This window comes from Streptomyces sp. P3, assembly GCF_003032475.1.
Lineage (GTDB): Bacteria > Actinomycetota > Actinomycetes > Streptomycetales > Streptomycetaceae > Streptomyces.
The window spans coordinates 8495938-8511590 of the sequence record NZ_CP028369.1 but is presented as its reverse complement, the minus strand read 5'-3'; the positions used below and the strand labels follow the sequence as shown (position 1 = coordinate 8511590).

Below are 15653 nucleotides of genomic sequence, written 5' to 3'. Positions count from 1 at the left end.
GCAGACGGCCTGGACGCCGCGGGCCTTCCGGACTCCGCGGGCATTCCGGACCTGCCCGGCTCCGCCGGCTCCCGCGCTCCCCTCGGTTCCGTCAACAACATCGGCTCCCCCGGCGAGGCTCTCGCCGTCCTCACCGACTCCGCCGCGCCCTTTCTCATCGGCGTACGGCACCACGCGCCCTCGCTGGCCGCCGCCGTGCCCGCGCTGCTGGACGCGGCGCGGCCGGACGTGGTGCTCGTGGAACTGCCTGCGGAGATGCAGGAGTGGCTGGGCTGGCTCGGACACGAGGAGACCCGGGCCCCCGTCGCGCTCGCCGCCGCACCCGGCGACGGACGGGGAGGCGCCGGCCCGGCGTTCTACCCGTTCGCCGACTTCTCGCCGGAGCTGGCCGCCGTGCGCTGGGCCGCCGGGCGCGGCGTCCCGCTGATCGCCTGCGATCTGCCGCTCACGGACCGGGCGTGGGGCGAGGGGCGCGGCGGCACGGCGCAGGGCGAGGCACTCGGGCTGACCGGCGCGCTGCGGGCCGGGCTCACCGGCCGCCCCGGGGACGATCTGTGGGACCGGCTCGTCGAGGCCGCCGCGCCGGGCTCACAGCCCGAGGCGCTGCGCCGGGCGGCCCTGCTGACCGGGTGGGCGCTGCGCGAGGAGGCGGCCGCCGGGGGCGGGGTTGCGGAGCTGGACCTGCGGCGGGAGCGGTGGATGCGGTCGCGGATCGCCGAGGCCACCGCGCACGGCGAGCGGGCCGCCGTGGTCGTCGGCGCCTTCCACGCGCCGGCACTGACCGGAGCGGCCCTCGCCGAAGGAGGCGGGGACACCGAAGGGCGGGCGGAGGAACGGCGGGCCGGGACCGAGCGGTGCGACGGCACTTCGTCGACGGACGGCGGCCGGGACGGTGACACGGCCGGCCGCGGTGCCGCCTGGATCACCTCGCTCGTCCCGTACACCTACGCCCTCCTCGACGAACGGTCCGGGTACCCGGCGGGAATCCGGGATCCGCAGTGGCAGGAGACGGTGCTGCGGGCGGCGGGCGATCCGGCGGCGCTGGAGGAGGCGCTGGTCCGGGCCGCGGTGCGGATCTGCGCGGAGCTGCGCGGGCTCGGACATCCGTCGGGTCCGGCGGACGCGCGCGAGATCAGCCGGCTGGCGTCGGACCTCGCCCGGCTGCGCGGGCTGCCCGCGCCGGGCCGGGGCGAGCTGGTCGAGGCGGTGCAGACGGTCCTCGCGCAGGGCGAGCCGTACGGACGGGGGCGGGCCGTCGCTCGGGCGATGGAACGGGTGCTCGTCGGGTCGCGCACCGGCCGGCCCGCACCGGACGCGCCGCGCTGCGGACTGGCCCCGGCGGTCGAGGCCGAGACGGCCGCGCTGGGCCTGCCGGGCCCGCAGGACGGCGCCGGCGCGGCCCGGGACCTGCGGCTCGACCCGCTGCGGTCCGACCTCGACCGGCGCCGGGAACTGCTGTTGCGCCGGCTGACGGTGTGCGGGGTGCCGTACGGGGAGGCGAAGGAGGTGGTCGGCGCGGGCGGCGCGCAGGCCCTCACCTCGCGCTGGGAGGTGCGCTGGACACCGGCGACGGCGGCCATGCTGACGGCGGCCGGCGTACGGGGCGTCACCGCGGCCCAGGCCGCCGAGGGCGTGCTCCGGGAGCGCCTGCGCACGGAACGGGAGGAGGGCGGGTCGACCGCCGCCCAGGTCCTTCGGGGGCTCGCAGAGGCCGCGGAGTGCGGGTTGCCGGTGCTCGCGGACGAGCGGCTGGACGACATCGCCGAGGTGCTGCCGCAGGTCGGCACGCTTCCCGGGCTTCTCGCCGGTCTCGCCCTGTCGGATCGCCTGCGCGCGGGCCATGTGCCGGGTCTCGGCGCCGACGAGGCGCGGACGGCGCGGGCGGCCGCCGTGGCCGAGCTGCTCACCTCGGCGGCGGTGCGTCAGGTCGACGGGCTGACCGGGTCCGAGGACCCGGCCGACGCCCACGCGCTGCTGGAACTCGCCCACCGGGCCGACCTGTTGGGCGGGGTCCGGCTCACCGACGCCCTGGCCCGGCTGGCCGCCGGCGGCTCGCCCCTGATGCGCGGCGCCGCGGGAGCCGTCCGGGTGCTGCTCGGACAGGAGGACGCGCGCGCCTTCGGCGACCGCGTCGCGTCCTGGGTGGACGGGGCCGTCGATCCCGACTCCCGCTCGGCCCTGACCGCCCGGCTGAGCGGTCTGCTGACCGCCGCGGGCCCCCTGCTGGAGGCCGCGGAACCCGCTCTGACGCCGTTGCTCGACCGTGTCGCCGCGTTGCCCGACCGGGAGTTCCTGGACCGGCTGCCGGCGCTGCGGGGCGGTTTCGAGACGCTGAGCCCGGCGGCCCGCGACCGGCTCCTCGCCTCCGTCGAGGAACGCCTCGGCGTCCGGCACATCGGGGACACGCAGGGCGTCGACCCGGTCGCGCTCGCCGTCTGGGCCGAGGCGGACCTCGTCGCGCGCGATGCCCTGCGCACGCTGGGCCTGCTGCCGGCGATCGACGTCGACGGCGGCGCACCGCCCGCTGCGGAGGCCGCCCCCGCTCCTGCGGCCGTCGCTCCCGACCACGCCGCCGGGAGCGTCCCCCACCCGGCCGGGGGCGAGGAGGCCGCGTCCCGCGAGGAGGGCCGCCGCCTCGCCGCCGACGACCGGTGGCGGCTCGTGCTGGGGCGGCGCGCCGACCGACTGCCCGCGTCCGCCCGCTCGTTGGCGACGGCCCTGGACGAGCTGTACGGCAGCGGACGCGGCGAGGGCAGCAGGGGCGACCTGACGGGCCCGGGGACCGGCGGCGGGCGGGAGGCGCCGTATCCCGGGGCGCGGGAGTGGTCGCAGGAGCTGGCCGCGCTGTTCGGGCCGGGCATCCGGGAGGAGGTGCTGGCGGCGGCCGCGGCGGCGGGGCGCAAGGACGTCCTCGCGGAGCTGGACGCGGACGGCGTACGCCCCTCGGTGGAACTCCTGCAGACCGTGCTGCGGCATGCGGGCGGGCTTCCCGAAGCCCGGCTCGCCGCGCTGCGCCCGCTCGTACGACGGCTCGTCGAGGAGCTGACCCGGGAGCTGGCGACCCGGCTGCGTCCCGCCCTGCACGGTACGGCCCTGCCGCGGCCGAGCCGAAGGCCCGGCGGCGGCCTCGACCTGCCGCGCACCCTGCGCGCCAACCTGACGACCGCGCGGCGCGGCCCGGACGGCGTCGTGCGGGTCGTCCCCGAGCGGCCGGTGTTCCGCAGCCGGGCGCGGCGGGCCGCGGACTGGCGGCTGATCCTGGTCACCGACGTGTCGGGGTCCATGGAGGCGTCCACGGTGTGGGCCGCGCTGACGGCGTCGGTGCTGGCCGGCGTGCCGACCCTGTCGACGCACTTCCTGGCCTTCTCCACGGAGGTCATCGACCTCACCGGCCACGTCGCGGACCCACTGTCGCTGCTGCTGGAGGTCAGTGTGGGCGGGGGCACGCACATCGCGGCGGGTCTGCGGCAGGCCCGCGAGCTCGTCACGGTGCCGTCCCGGACCCTGGTCGTGGTCGTCAGCGACTTCGAGGAGGGCTATCCGCTCGGCGGGCTGCTCGCCGAGGTGCGGGCGCTCGTCGGGTCGGGCTGCCACGTGCTGGGCTGCGCGAGTCTGGACGACACGGGCCGGCCGCGCTATTCCACGGGCGTCGCCGGGCAGCTCGTCGCCGCGGGCATGCCCGTCGCCGCCCTCAGTCCGCTCGAACTCGCCCGCTGGGTAGGGGAGAAGATCGCATGAGCCCGGACCTGTTGCCGCCGGTCGCCCCGTCGGTCACCGCCGACCTGGTCGAGGCGCTGTCGCCGAGGCTGCGCAAGCGTCTCGACGCGGGCGTCGCCAAACTGGCGGCCCGCCCGCTCGTCCGCGACGGGGACACCGTACGGATCGCCGTCGACGACGACACCGACCTCGAACTGCACGCCCCGGACGGCGTGGTGACCACCGCGGAGGCGATCCGCTGCGGTTGTCTGCTGGCGCCCGACTGTCTGCACCGCGCGGCGGCGGCCTCCGCCGCGCCGGTGGCGCAGGACACCCCGACGCCCGCGACGCCGGCCCCGGCCGGGCAGGAGCCCGGGCCGGGCCGGGAGGGCGGCCCCGGACGAGGACGGTCACCGCGGTCGGGCCCGTCCGCCGGGACCACCACTGTCGACGCGCCCACCGCCCCCGACGCGCCCGCCGCCGATCTCCCCGCGCCCGCTCAGATCGCCGCCGCACAAGCCGTGTTCGACGCCGCGGCCGCCGTGCTCGACGCCGGGACGGACGGTTCCGGCGCGGTGCTCCAGGCGGCGCTGCTGCGCACCGCGCACTCCGCACGGCTCGCGGGACTGCCCCGGGCCGCCGCAGCGGCGGTCTCCGTGGTCACCGGGGTGCGCGCGGCCCGCTGCGCAGACCCTGCCTACCGGCTGCCCGAACTGGCGGACGCGCTGAGGGACGTCCTCGCCGTGGCCCACCGTCTGCCCTCCGCGAGCGGCCCGGAGCTGGCCGGACTGCGGGGAACGGTACGGCAGCCGTACACCCCGGACGGTTCGCTGCGCCTGTACGGGGTCTTCTCCGAACCCGTTCTCACGGCGACCGGCCACGCGGGCGCGGTCACCTGGACCGCCGACGCCGAAGGCCGCCTGTACACGGTCTCCGACGTGGCTCCCGGCGGGCCCGGCCGGGCGACCGGTGCCGCCGACCGGACCGTGCGGATCGGCGACACCGCTCTGACCCATCGCGAGCTGGCGCGCGCCGGCCTCGCGGTGTCCGGCGCGACCGTCTCCCCGACCGGGCGGCTCGGCGCGGGGGCCCGGGTGCGGGCAGTGCGCGCCTCGGGCGCCGACTGGAGCGCGGAACCGCTCGACCGGCTGTGGCGGGTCCCCGTCGGCGAGCAGGTCGCCGGCGCCCTGGGCGGTGGTCGTGACCTGCTGTTCCTCACCGTGACCCTGGCGGGCGCGGTCCGGGAGGCGACGGGCGACTGTCTGCTGGCCGACTGCGAGGGGCATGCCCTGCGGCTCGTCGCGGCGCACGACCATCCGGCCCTGCCCTGCCGCGACAACCTCCGGCTGCTGGCCGCCGCCCGCGGCAGCCGGCTGCGGATCGTCGCCCGGCTCGCCCCGGGGCCGCTTCCCCGCGCGCTGCTGCTCGCCGCCGAACACCCGAGCAGGTCCGACGCCCGGGTGGACGTGGGCCTGGACCGGCTCCGCCACGCCGACCTGCCCGCCGTGACGGCCGTCCCCGCACCCGCCGTCGCACCCGTGGCGGACGAGGCACCGCTGCACCTGCTGCGCCGGCGCGTGCACCAGACCGTGTCCGGGGGCCGCCGGGTGCTGGCCTTCCCCGGCGGCGGGACGGGTGACGGGACGCGGCTGCGGGGTGCGGGCCTCGGTACCGCGGGCGACCTCCTGGCCGAGATGGGGGCCGCCGCCGCGGACCGCTCCCGCGACGCCTTCGGCCGGCTGCTCCCCGCCGACACGGGCCGCTTCGCCCGCGCGTGGCTGGCCTCGGCCCTCTACACGGGCGAGGTCGAACGGGCGCTGTGCGCGGCGGCGTGGGGTACCGGCAGGGATGTCACCGCCCCGGCGTTTTAGGTCAGGATCTGACCTCAATCGCTCCTACTGTGGTCCTCGACCGCGGAACAGGATCGACCGAGGACAGAACTATGAGCGACTCCCCCACCCGCACCCCGTCCCTCACCGGCGAGCGCGCCGATCTGCTGGCAGCGCTGACCAAGAGCCGGCACTTCCTGCGCTTCACCACCCGTGACCTCACCGACGAGCAGGTCGGGCAGCGGACCACGGTGAGCGAGCTGTGTCTCGGGGGCCTGATCAAACACGTCACCTCCGTCGAGCGGAACTGGGTCGGCTTCATCCTCGAGGGCCCGTCGGCGATGCCCGACTTCACCAAGATGACGCAGGACGACTGGGCCGCGCGAGCCGCCGAGTTCCGGATGCTGCCCGGCGAGACGCTGACCGGCGTGCTGAAGGAGTACGCCGAGGCGGCCTACCGCACGGACGAACTGCTCGCCACGCTGCCCGACCTGGACGCGGAGCAGCCGCTGCCGCCGGCCCCCTGGTTCGAGCCGGGGGCGCGGCAGACGGCCCGCCGGGTCCTGCTGCACATCGTCGCCGAGACCGCCCAGCACGCCGGGCACGCGGACATCATCCGCGAGGCCATCGACGGGGCGAAGAGCATGGGCTGAGGCCGGCCGGCCTCGTCGGCGTGCGCCCTGCGGGCCGCCGGGTCGAAGGGCGGGGCGGCTCTCCGCGCGGGCGGGGCGGCTGACGCGCCGCCCCGCGGGTGGCGGCCCCGCCACCCGCCGCCGGCCCCCGCCGCCGGCTCAGCGGCCCACGCCGATGAGGCCCGTCAGGTAGCGCCAGAGGGAGGAGCGCTGCCGGATCGCCGGGTCGGCCGGCGTCAGGTCCGGCAGCGCCGCGTCCGCAGCCTGCTCGGCCGTTTCCGGGACCGGGCTCGACTGCGGCCCGGGCGTCGCGGCGAGTTCGTACCGTACCGGCAGCGAGCGAAGGCCCCGCATGAACGGGGAGGAGCGCCACGGCAGTTGGTCGACGGGCAGGGCGAGCTCCAGGTGGGAGAACCGCTCGAACAGCCGGCCCACGCCGACCGCCGCGACCGTCGAGGCGAGTTCGCGCGCCGGGCACTGGCGGCGGCCCGCGCCCCAGGCGAGATGCGCCCGTGTGCTGACCGTGGTGCCGGCCTCCACATGACCTGCGAACAGCGGGTCGGCGTGCGCCGCCGCGGAGGAGACCCACACCGGGTCGCCCGCCCGGATGACGTGGTTGCCCAGCGGAGTGTCCTCGGCCGCGAACCGCGGCACGAAGTTGACCAGTGGCGGCTTACGCATCACCACCCGGTTCATGCTCTCCCGGACCATTCCCGCGGACAGGCTGGCCCGTGCGCCGCCGCCCTCGCCGGAGATGACCTCGACCACGGTGTTGGAGATGAGGATGCCGACGTGGTCGGAGGTCATGCCCAGCAGCATGAACAACTCACGGGCCAACTCGTCGAGCGACAGGTCGGGATGGGCCGCCAGCAGGTACGAGGGGAAGTCCTCCCCCGGCGTCCGCAGCTTCACCGCCGCCAGTTCCGCGAGCGCCGCCAACAGGCGGTCCAGCGCCGGCTCGGCGTCCGGTCCCGCGTCGAGCACCCGCCACATGTCCATCAGCGCGTCGTCGCCCTGGGACCCGGGGAATCCGAGCAGACGACTGGCGACCATCAACGGCAGCGGACGGGCGAACTGGGCTGACAGATCCGCCAGACCGGTGCCGCCGGCCTGGCCCACCAGACCGATCAGCTCGTCGGCGTAGGCGGTGACAGCCGTCTTCAGACGCTTGGCCTGGGGGTGCCGCGGATCCTGGAACGGCTTGAGCGCCGCGTCCCACGCCGTGCGCAGCGCCGGGTAGCCGGGACCGCCCTGGATCAGCACGTGGTTGACCTCGAGGGACGGTCCGAGCGGCCAGTCGGCCGGCACCCTGCCCTCCGAGCGGGCCCGCCAGTTCTCCAGCCCCTTCGGCCACGCGGCGTCGTCCTGGAGCACCTCGAGCGACTCGCGGTAGCCGAGGACCAGCCAGGCGGGCACGCCCAGCAGGTCGACCGGCGCGACCGGGCCGTGGCGTTGGCGCAGCCGCTCGTACACGAGGGAGGGACGCGTCTCGTAGTCCCGGGTCAGCAGCGGTTCGAGAGTCATCGACTCCAACCGCGCGCCGTCGAGGTCCACGGATCCGCCGTCGTCCACCTGCGATTCCACTGCTCTGCCGCCCCCTTGGCACTCCCCATACCGGCGCGTCGTCGATCCGCGGCCGGAACCGGGGGGACCCTATCCCAGGCCCGGGTCCCGGGGAACGACCGGGGCGCGACCTGAACGCACGAAGAAGCACCCGGCGGGCGGGCGACGGAAGGGGCCCGGTCGGCGATTGCTTGTCACGACAGGACGAAGCCGCGCCCGCCGGGACTCATCTCACGCAAACGCGAAGGCGATCACCGGGGGCCTCAGCGGCATCGCTGCCATATTCGAGAACCACTTTCGGAGGTGGCTGTGACGCGAGAGGCGACAACGCCCCAGGCGACCATGACCGGTTCGGCGGACGGCACCGCCGCACGCATCGCCGGCCTGGCGCGCCGTCAGGAACAGGCCGCGGTGACGGTACCGCCGCGCAGACGCGGAGCGCTCGGCGCGCGGGAGCGGATCGAACGGCTCGTGGACCAGGGCTCCTTCACCGAGACCGGCCTGTTCGTCCGGGCCCGGCCGACGGGGGACGGCGCCCGCCGGCCCGACGGCGACGGGGTGGTCACCGGGTACGGCACGGTCGACGGACGTCCCGTCTGTGTGTTCGCGCAGGACTCCACCGTCTTCGGCGGCAGCATGGGCGAGGCCTTCGGCGAGAAGACGGTGGCCCTGATGGACCTCGCGCTGAAGACCGGTTGTCCGGTCGTCGGGCTCAACGACTCCGGCGGCGCCCGCATCCAGGAGGGTGTCGCCTCGCTCGCCCTCTACGCCGAGCTGGTGCGCCGCAACGTGAAGGCGTCGGGGGTCATCCCGCAGATCTCGGTCCTCCTCGGGCCCTGCGCGGGCGGGGCCGCGTACTCGCCGGCCATCACCGACTTCACGGTGATGGTGGACGGTGTCTCGCACATGTTCGTCACCGGGCCCGACGTCATCGAGGCGGTCACCGGCGAGCGCGCCACCGCGGAGGAGCTGGGCGGCGCCCGGGCCAGCAACTCCGTCAACGGCAACGCCCACTTCCTCGCCGCCGACGACGAGGACGCCCTCGACATCGTCCGCGACCTGCTGTCGTACCTGCCGGCCAACAACCTCGCGCGGCCCCCGGAGTACGCGACCGCGCCCGCCCCCGGCGGGGCCGGGCTCGACGAGGTGGTGCCCGACCGGACCGATCAGGCCTACGACATGCGCGACATCCTGCGGGCCGTCGTCGACGACGGTGAACTGCTCGAGGTGCAGGAGCTGTTCGCACCGAACATCGTCTGCGCGCTGGCGCGGCTCGAGGGCGCGAGTGTCGGCGTGGTCGCCAACCAGCCGCTGCACGCCGCCGGCGTCCTCGACATCGACGCCTCCGAGAAGGCCGCCCGGTTCGTGCGGTTCTGCGACGCGTTCGGCATCCCGCTGGTGACCTTCGCCGACGTCCCCGGCTATCTCTCCGGCGTCCACCAGGAGCGGGCCGGCATCATCCGGCGCGGCGCCAAACTGCTGTACGCGTACGCCGAGGCGACGGTGCCGAAGGTCACGGTGGTGGTGCGCAAGGCGTACGGCGGCGGGTACGCGGTGATGGGCTCCAAGCACCTGGGCGCCGATCTCAACCTGGCCTGGCCCACGGCGCGGATCGCCGTCATGGGCGCGGAGGGCGCCGTCGGCGTGCTGCACCGGCGTGAGCTGGCCGCCGCCGCCGACCCCGAGGCGCTGCGGGCCCGTCTCGTCGCCGCGTACGAGTCCGTCCACGGCACCCCGTACCCCGCCGCCGAGCGCGGATACGTCGACGCCGTCATCGCCCCCCGGGACACCCGTGCGCAGCTGTGCCGCGCGCTGCGTGCGCTGCGCGGCAAGCGCGCCCCGATGCCGGAGCGCCGGCACGGCAACATCCCGCTCTGATCCGCCCGACCCGCCGGCCGCACCGTGATGTGAGGAGCCACGCCCGATGGACAGCCGCCCCCCGCTCGTACCCGCGTACCGGACTCTGCCCGAGTACGTGCGCCACTGGGCCGAAACCACTCCCGCCCGCCGGGCGTTCACCTTCGTCGACCATCCCGCCGCGAGCTCGCGCGGCGTGCACCGCACCCTGACCTGGCAGGGCCTGGACCGGCGGGTGCGCGCGCTCGCGGACCGGCTCGCCGGCCAGGCCGGGCCGGGGGCCCGGGTCGCGCTGCTGTGCCCGCAGGGAACGGACTACGTCACCGCCTTTCTCGCGGCGCTGAGCGCGGGGATGGTCGCCGTGCCGCTGTACCCGCCGGGCCTGGCCGGACACGCGGACCGGCTCGCCGGCGTCCTGGCCGACGCGCGCCCCGAGGTCGTGGTGACCTCGGGCCACGTCCTGGAGGAGGTGGAGGCCTTCTGCCGGCGGTGGCCGGTGTCGGTGATCGCCGCGGACCCGGGGTCCGGCGCGGCTGCCGGGACTGCGCCGCCCGCGGCGTCGGACGCCGGGGCGACCGCCTATCTGCAGTACACCTCCGGTTCCACCCGCGCGCCGGCGGGGGTCGAGATCACCCACGCCAACGTGGTCGCCAACGCCCGTCAGGCGCTCACCGCCTACGGCGCCGACACGCGTCCGGTGACGTGCGTGGGCTGGCTGCCGCTCTACCACGACATGGGGCTCGTGCTGAGCGTCGCGGCTCCGGTCGTCGGAGGTCATCTGTCGGTCCTCATGGACCCGGCCGCGTTCCTGCACGAACCGGCCCGCTGGCTGCGACTGCTCGCCGCGCATCCGCGCACGGTGAGCGCGGCGCCGAACTTCGCCTACGAGTACTGCGCGACCGCCGTCACGGACGCGCAGAAGGCGGACCTCCGGCTGGACGGCGTCGTCGCGTTGGTCAACGGCAGCGAACCGGTGCGGCCCGGCACCGCCGACCGCTTCCACGCCGCGTTCGCCGCCCAGGGGCTCGCGGCCGACGTGCACTGTCCGTCGTACGGGCTCGCCGAGGCCACCGTCTTCGTCAGCGCGTCCGCTCCCGGCGAGCCGCTGCGCCGGTTCACCCTGGACCGGGACGCCCTCGCCGCCGGAAAGGCCCTGCCGGCCGGGCCGGACGACGCCGACGCCGTGCTGCTGACGGGCTGCGGCGCTCCGGTGGACCAGCAGGTCCGCATCGTCGATCCCGTCTCCCGCACGGCCCTTTCCGAGGGAGAGGTCGGGGAGATATGGGTGCAGGGCCCCAACGTGGGCCGGGGCTACTGGAACAACGGGCCGCAGAGCCGACGGGTGTTCGGCGCCGAACTCGCCGGCGTCCCGGGCGGCTGGCTGCGCACCGGCGACCTGGGGACACTGCTGGAAGGGGAGTTGACGGTCACCGGACGGCTGAAGGACCTCATCGTCGTCGACGGCCGCAACCACTACCCGCAGGACGTGGAGGGCACCGCCCAGGACGCGCATCCGGCCGTGCGACGCGACCGGCTCGCCGCCTTCGGCGTTCCGGGCGTCCGACGCGGCGAGGGCGAGGGCGAGCGGGTGGTGCTCGTCGCCGAGCACGCGCGGACCGCGCGCCTCGACGAGATCGACGTGCCTGCTCTGGCGCGGGCCGTGCGCGCGGCCGTCTCCGCCCGGCACGGGCTGCGGCTCGCCGACGTCGTCCTCGTCCCCCCGGGCGCGGTGCCCCGCACGTCCAGTGGCAAGGTGTCGCGGGCGCTGACCCGCACCCGGTATCTGGAGGGCGTCTACGGGGCGCGGAGCGCGGGATGAGGGCCGTCGACGAGGAGGCGCTGCGCCGGCTGATCACGGACCGGGTGACCGCCTGGCAGGGCGGGCTCGCGGACGCCGCGCCTGCGGACGGGCCGGCCGACGGGCCGGCGGACCTGCCCATGGACGTGCCGCTGGCCGACCTCGGGATGTCCTCGCGGGACGCCGTCGTGCTGGCCGGGGAGCTGTCCCGGCTGACGGGCCGTGAGCTGCCCGCGACGCTGCTCTGGGAGGCGCCCACCGTGGAGGCGCTGGTGGCGCACCTGTGCGCGGCGGCGGCGCAGCCCACCACCGTGCGGGACACCTCCGCGGAGCATGCTCCCTCGGCGGTCGCGGCCGGTGTCCCGGCGGGGCTCGGCGAGCCCGTCGCGGTCATCGGGGTGGGGTGCCGGCTGCCGGGCGGGGTGCGCGGGCCGGCCGGCTACTGGCGGCTGCTGTGCGACGGCGTCGACGCGATCGGGCGGGTCCCGGCGGACCGCTGGCGTGACTTCGCCGCGTTCCCGCCGGACGACGCACCGACGCACGGCGGCTACCTCGACGACGTGGCCGGATTCGACGCCGACTTCTTCCGGGTCACCCCGCGTGAGGCCGCGGTGATGGACCCGCAGCAGCGGATCCTCCTGGAGGTGGTCCGCGAGACGCTCGACCACGCCGCGGTGCCGGCCGCCGCGCTCGCCGGCACGGCCACCGGCGTCTTCGTCGGCGTCAGTGCCGCGGAGTACGGACAGCTCACCGGTGCCGACGCGGCGGCCGTCGACCCCTGGGCGCCGGCCGGCGCGGCGCTCAGTGTGACGGCTGGACGGCTCGCCTACGCGCTCGACACCCGAGGGCCGAGCATGGCCGTCGACACCGCCTGCTCGTCCTCCCTGGTCGCCCTGCACCACGCCTGCGTCAGTCTGCGCACCGGCGAGAGCGACACGGCGGTCGTCGCCGGGGTCAACCTGCTCCTGTCACCCGTCGTCGGCGTCGCGTTCGGACAGGCGGGCGCCCTCGCGCCGGACGGGCGCTGCAAGCCGTTCTCCGCTGCGGCCGACGGCATCGGCCGCGGCGAGGGCTGCGCGGCCGTGCTCCTGAAGCGGCTCTCCGACGCCGAGCGCGACGGCGACCGTGTCCTCGCCGTCGTACGGGCCACCGCCGTCAACTCCGACGGCCGCTCCAACGGGCTGCTGGCCCCCAACCCCGCGGCGCAGCAGGCCCTGCTGACGACCGCGTACGGGCGGGCCGGGATGATCGCGGCGCAGGTCGACTACGTCGAGGCGCACGGCACGGGCACCCCGCTCGGCGACCCGATCGAGGCGGGCGCGCTGGACGCGGTGCTGGGGGCGGGCCGCGACCCCGAACAACCCCTGCTGCTCGGCTCGGTCAAGGGCAACCTCGGCCATCTGGAGGCCGCGGCGGGCCTCGCCGGGCTGGTGAAGACGGTCCTCGCACTCCACCACGACCTGATCCCGCCGTCCCTGCACTGCACGCACGCGAGCGCCGTGGGCGAGGCGCGGCTGCGGGTGGTGACCGAGCCCGAGCCGTGGCCCCGCTACGGCGGCACGGCCACCGCCGGCGTCTCGGGTTTCGGCTTCAGCGGCTCCAACGCCCACGCGGTGCTGGAGGAATGGCGGCCCGACGTCCTCCCGTGGCCGGTCGAGGAGCCGGCCGCCCGGCTGCATCTGCTGTCCGACGTCGACGCCGAGCGGGTCCGGGACACCGCGGGCCGGCTGGCCGCGTGGCTCCGCACGCCGGAGGGCAGGGCGGTCCGCCCGGCTGACGTGGCGCGTACGCTCGCCGGACGCACCGGACGCGGCCCCGTGCGGGCCGCGGTGGCCGCCCACGACGGGGAGGAACTCGCCGACGCCCTGGTTGCGTTGGCGCAGGGCCGCCCGCACCCGCGCACGGTGACCGGTGACCGTGATCTCGTCGGGCGCGGCCCGGTGTGGGTGTTCTCCGGATACGGCGGCCAGTGGCCCGGCATGGGACGCCGGCTGCTGGCCGAGGAACCGGTGTTCGCCGCCGCGGTGGAGAAGCTCGACGCGCAGCTCGCCGGGGAGTGCGGGTTCTCCCTGCACGACCGGCTGACCTCCGAAGACCCCCTGGACTGCCTGGAGATCGCCCAGCCCGTGCTGTTCGGGGTGCAGGTCGCGCTCGCCGAGGCGTGGCGCGCGTACGGGGTGGAACCGGCTGCGGTGATCGGCCACTCGATGGGCGAGGTGGCCGCCGCCGTCTGCGCGGGCGTGCTGGAAGTGCCCGAGGCCGCCCGGGTCATCGCCGTACGGGCCCGGCTGCTGAGCGGGCTGCGGGGCGGCGCGATGGCCGTGGTCGAGGTGGACGACGCCGAACTCGCCGCCCTGCAGGGGGACTTCCCCGGCGTTCAGATCGCCGTCCACTCCTCGCCGAGGCAGAAGGTGGTTACCGGGGAGGGGTCGGCGGTCGGCGGGCTCGTGCGCCGGCTCGAGGCGGAGGGACGCGTCGCGCGGGTGATGCGGGTGACCGGCGCCGGGCACTCGTCCCAGGTCGATCCGCTGCTGCCGGAGCTGACCGCGGCGCTGGCCGAGGTCCGGGGGCGGCGTCCGCAGGTGCCGGTCTACTCCACCGTCCTCGACGACCCGCGCGGCGACTGCGCGTTCGACGCCGCCCACTGGGCCGCCAACCTGCGTCGCCCGGTGCGGCTGGACCGGGCACTCGCGGCAGCGGCGGCGGACGGCCACACCGCGTTCGTGGAGATCTCACCGCATCCGGTCCTGAGGGGGCCCATCGCCGAGACCGTGCCCGGCGCCCTCGCCGTGGGCTCCCTGCGTCGCGACGCGGACGGCGCCGCCGCGTTCCTCACGCAGGTGGGCTCCCTGTACGCGGCGGGGCTGCCCCTGGCGCCGCCGGCGGGCCGCGTCGTCGACGTGCCCGCGCCGCGCTGGCGGCACACCCGGCACTGGTGGACGGACGGCCGGCCCCGCGCCCCGTGGCCCGCGACGAACCGCCCGGCGGGGCACGCCGGACCGGCCCGCCTGCCCGCAGCCGCCGGCCGAGCCGCTCCCGTCGCATGGGCCGACCCCGCGGCGCGGGTTCCCGCCCCTGCCGTTGGCGCTGCCACTGCCACTGCCACTGCCACTGCCCGGGAGGCTGACCCGGCCGTGCGCGCGGACACCGTCGGGGAGCCTGCTCCCGTCGGGGAGGCCGACGGCGCCACCTCGGTCGCCGCCCGTCTCGGCCGTCACATCGCGGACGTCACCGGTCATCCGACGGCCCGGATCACGCCCGCCACCGCGCTGGCCGACCTCGGTCTCGACTCACTGATGGCGGTCCGCATCCGCACCGCCGTGGAGCGCGAGTTCGCCATCGAGCTGCCGCTGCGCGACCTCCTCGGCGCCGCCAACGTCGCCGAAGCGGCCGAACGCATCCGGCAGGCCCTGCCCGCGCCGCAGGACGGCCCTTCGCCGCAGCCCCTCCTGCGCCGCCTGCGCCCCGGCGGCGCGCACCCGCCGCTGTTCCTCTTCCACGCGGCCGGGGGCACCTCCGACGTCTACCGCACCCTCGCGGAACGGCTGGGCGACGCCCGCCCCGTGCTGGGCGTGGAACGGCTCGAGGAGGCCGGCACCGTGCCGGAGAAGGCGCGCCGCTACGCCGAGGCGATCACCGCCGCCCACCCCGCCGGGCCCCTGCTGCTGGGCGGCTGGTCCTTCGGCGGCTTCCTGGCCCAGGAGACGGCACGGCTGCTCACGGCCGCCGGGCGGACCGTACCGCTGGTCGTGCTCATCGACTCGGTGCGCCCGCTGCTCCCGGCGCCCGGTCCCGCTCGGGCCGACCGCCTCCGCGCGCACTTCGAGGGGTTCACCCGGCATGTCGCAGACGTGTACGGGGTCCGTCTTCGGCTGCCCTACGACGAGCTCGCGGCGACGGACGACGACCACGAGCGCATCGACCTGGTCCTGCGGGCCCTGCGCGCCGCGGCCGACGTGCCGTCCGCCGCGCTGGAGCACCAGCGGGCCTCCTACCTGGACCTGCGGATCGGCGAGGCCCACCGTCCGAGCCGCTACGACGGTCCCGTGGTCCTGTACCGGGCCACCGAGCCGGCACCGCACACGGTGCGCGACCCGGCCTACGAACGCGACGACGAGGCCCTCGGCTGGGACGCCGTGTGCCCGGATCTGACAGTGGTGCCGGTCCCGGGGCACCACCTGTCACTGCTCGACCCCCCGCACGTCGACGAGATCGCCGCCCACCTGCGGCAGCTGCTCGCCGCGCCGGGCGGAACCGCCCAACCGCACTGAGGAGCCG

Annotated in this window: 7 protein-coding genes; 6 read left to right on the top strand and 1 reads right to left on the bottom strand. The window is 76.4% G+C overall.

Going from position 1 to position 15653, the window contains the following annotated elements:
- Positions 1-99 precede the first annotated feature (99 nt).
- The 3 genes from C6376_RS37660 (at position 100) to C6376_RS37650 (ending at position 6178) form a co-directional block, all read left to right on the top strand.
- Positions 100-3738: a DUF5682 family protein gene (locus C6376_RS37660; protein WP_254076448.1), complete on the top strand. Its 3639-nt coding sequence runs from the start codon at positions 100-102 to the stop codon at positions 3736-3738.
- Positions 3735-5567: a hypothetical protein gene (locus C6376_RS37655; RefSeq protein ID WP_107447484.1), complete on the top strand. Its 1833-nt coding sequence runs from the start codon at positions 3735-3737 to the stop codon at positions 5565-5567. The genes C6376_RS37660 and C6376_RS37655 overlap by 4 nt, the downstream gene beginning before the upstream one ends.
- Before the next feature lie 71 nt (positions 5568-5638).
- Positions 5639-6178 (top strand): DinB family protein, encoded by a 540-nt coding sequence (locus C6376_RS37650; RefSeq protein WP_107447483.1) that lies wholly within the window; start codon positions 5639-5641, stop codon positions 6176-6178.
- Between the two features lie 138 nt (positions 6179-6316).
- On the opposite strand, the gene C6376_RS37645 is transcribed toward C6376_RS37650, so the two are convergent.
- Complete coding sequence (locus tag C6376_RS37645; RefSeq protein ID WP_107447482.1) at positions 6317-7741, bottom strand: cytochrome P450; 1425 nt, start codon at positions 7739-7741, stop codon at positions 6317-6319.
- 321 nt (positions 7742-8062) lie between these two features.
- Between C6376_RS37645 and C6376_RS37640 the strand changes: the two genes are divergently transcribed.
- From C6376_RS37640 to C6376_RS37630, 3 genes are read left to right on the top strand one after another with little or no spacing between them, the layout of a single operon-like run.
- Positions 8063-9598, top strand: a complete 1536-nt coding sequence (locus C6376_RS37640) for an acyl-CoA carboxylase subunit beta (RefSeq protein WP_107447481.1) — start codon at positions 8063-8065, stop codon at positions 9596-9598.
- A gap of 46 nt (positions 9599-9644) precedes the next feature.
- A complete protein-coding gene (locus C6376_RS37635) occupies positions 9645-11396 on the top strand; it encodes a fatty acyl-AMP ligase (RefSeq protein ID WP_107447480.1) in 1752 nt (583 codons plus the stop codon).
- Positions 11393-15646 carry a type I polyketide synthase gene (locus C6376_RS37630; RefSeq protein ID WP_107447479.1) on the top strand — a complete coding sequence of 1418 codons (4254 nt, stop codon included), beginning with the start codon at positions 11393-11395 and terminating at the stop codon, positions 15644-15646. The genes C6376_RS37635 and C6376_RS37630 overlap by 4 nt, the downstream gene beginning before the upstream one ends.
- Positions 15647-15653 lie beyond the last annotated feature (7 nt).

What these genes read in the sequence shown, in the direction of transcription:
- C6376_RS37655 (WP_107447484.1), top strand. Translation starts at nt 3,735, where the DNA reads ATGAGCCCGGACCTGTTGCCGCCGGTCGCCCCGTCGGTCACCGCCGAC.
- C6376_RS37650 (WP_107447483.1), top strand. Translation starts at nt 5,639, where the DNA reads ATGAGCGACTCCCCCACCCGCACCCCGTCCCTCACCGGCGAGCGCGCC.
- C6376_RS37640 (WP_107447481.1), top strand. Translation starts at nt 8,063, where the DNA reads ATGACCGGTTCGGCGGACGGCACCGCCGCACGCATCGCCGGCCTGGCG.
- C6376_RS37635 (WP_107447480.1), top strand. Translation starts at nt 9,645, where the DNA reads ATGGACAGCCGCCCCCCGCTCGTACCCGCGTACCGGACTCTGCCCGAG.
- C6376_RS37630 (WP_107447479.1), top strand. Translation starts at nt 11,393, where the DNA reads ATGAGGGCCGTCGACGAGGAGGCGCTGCGCCGGCTGATCACGGACCGG.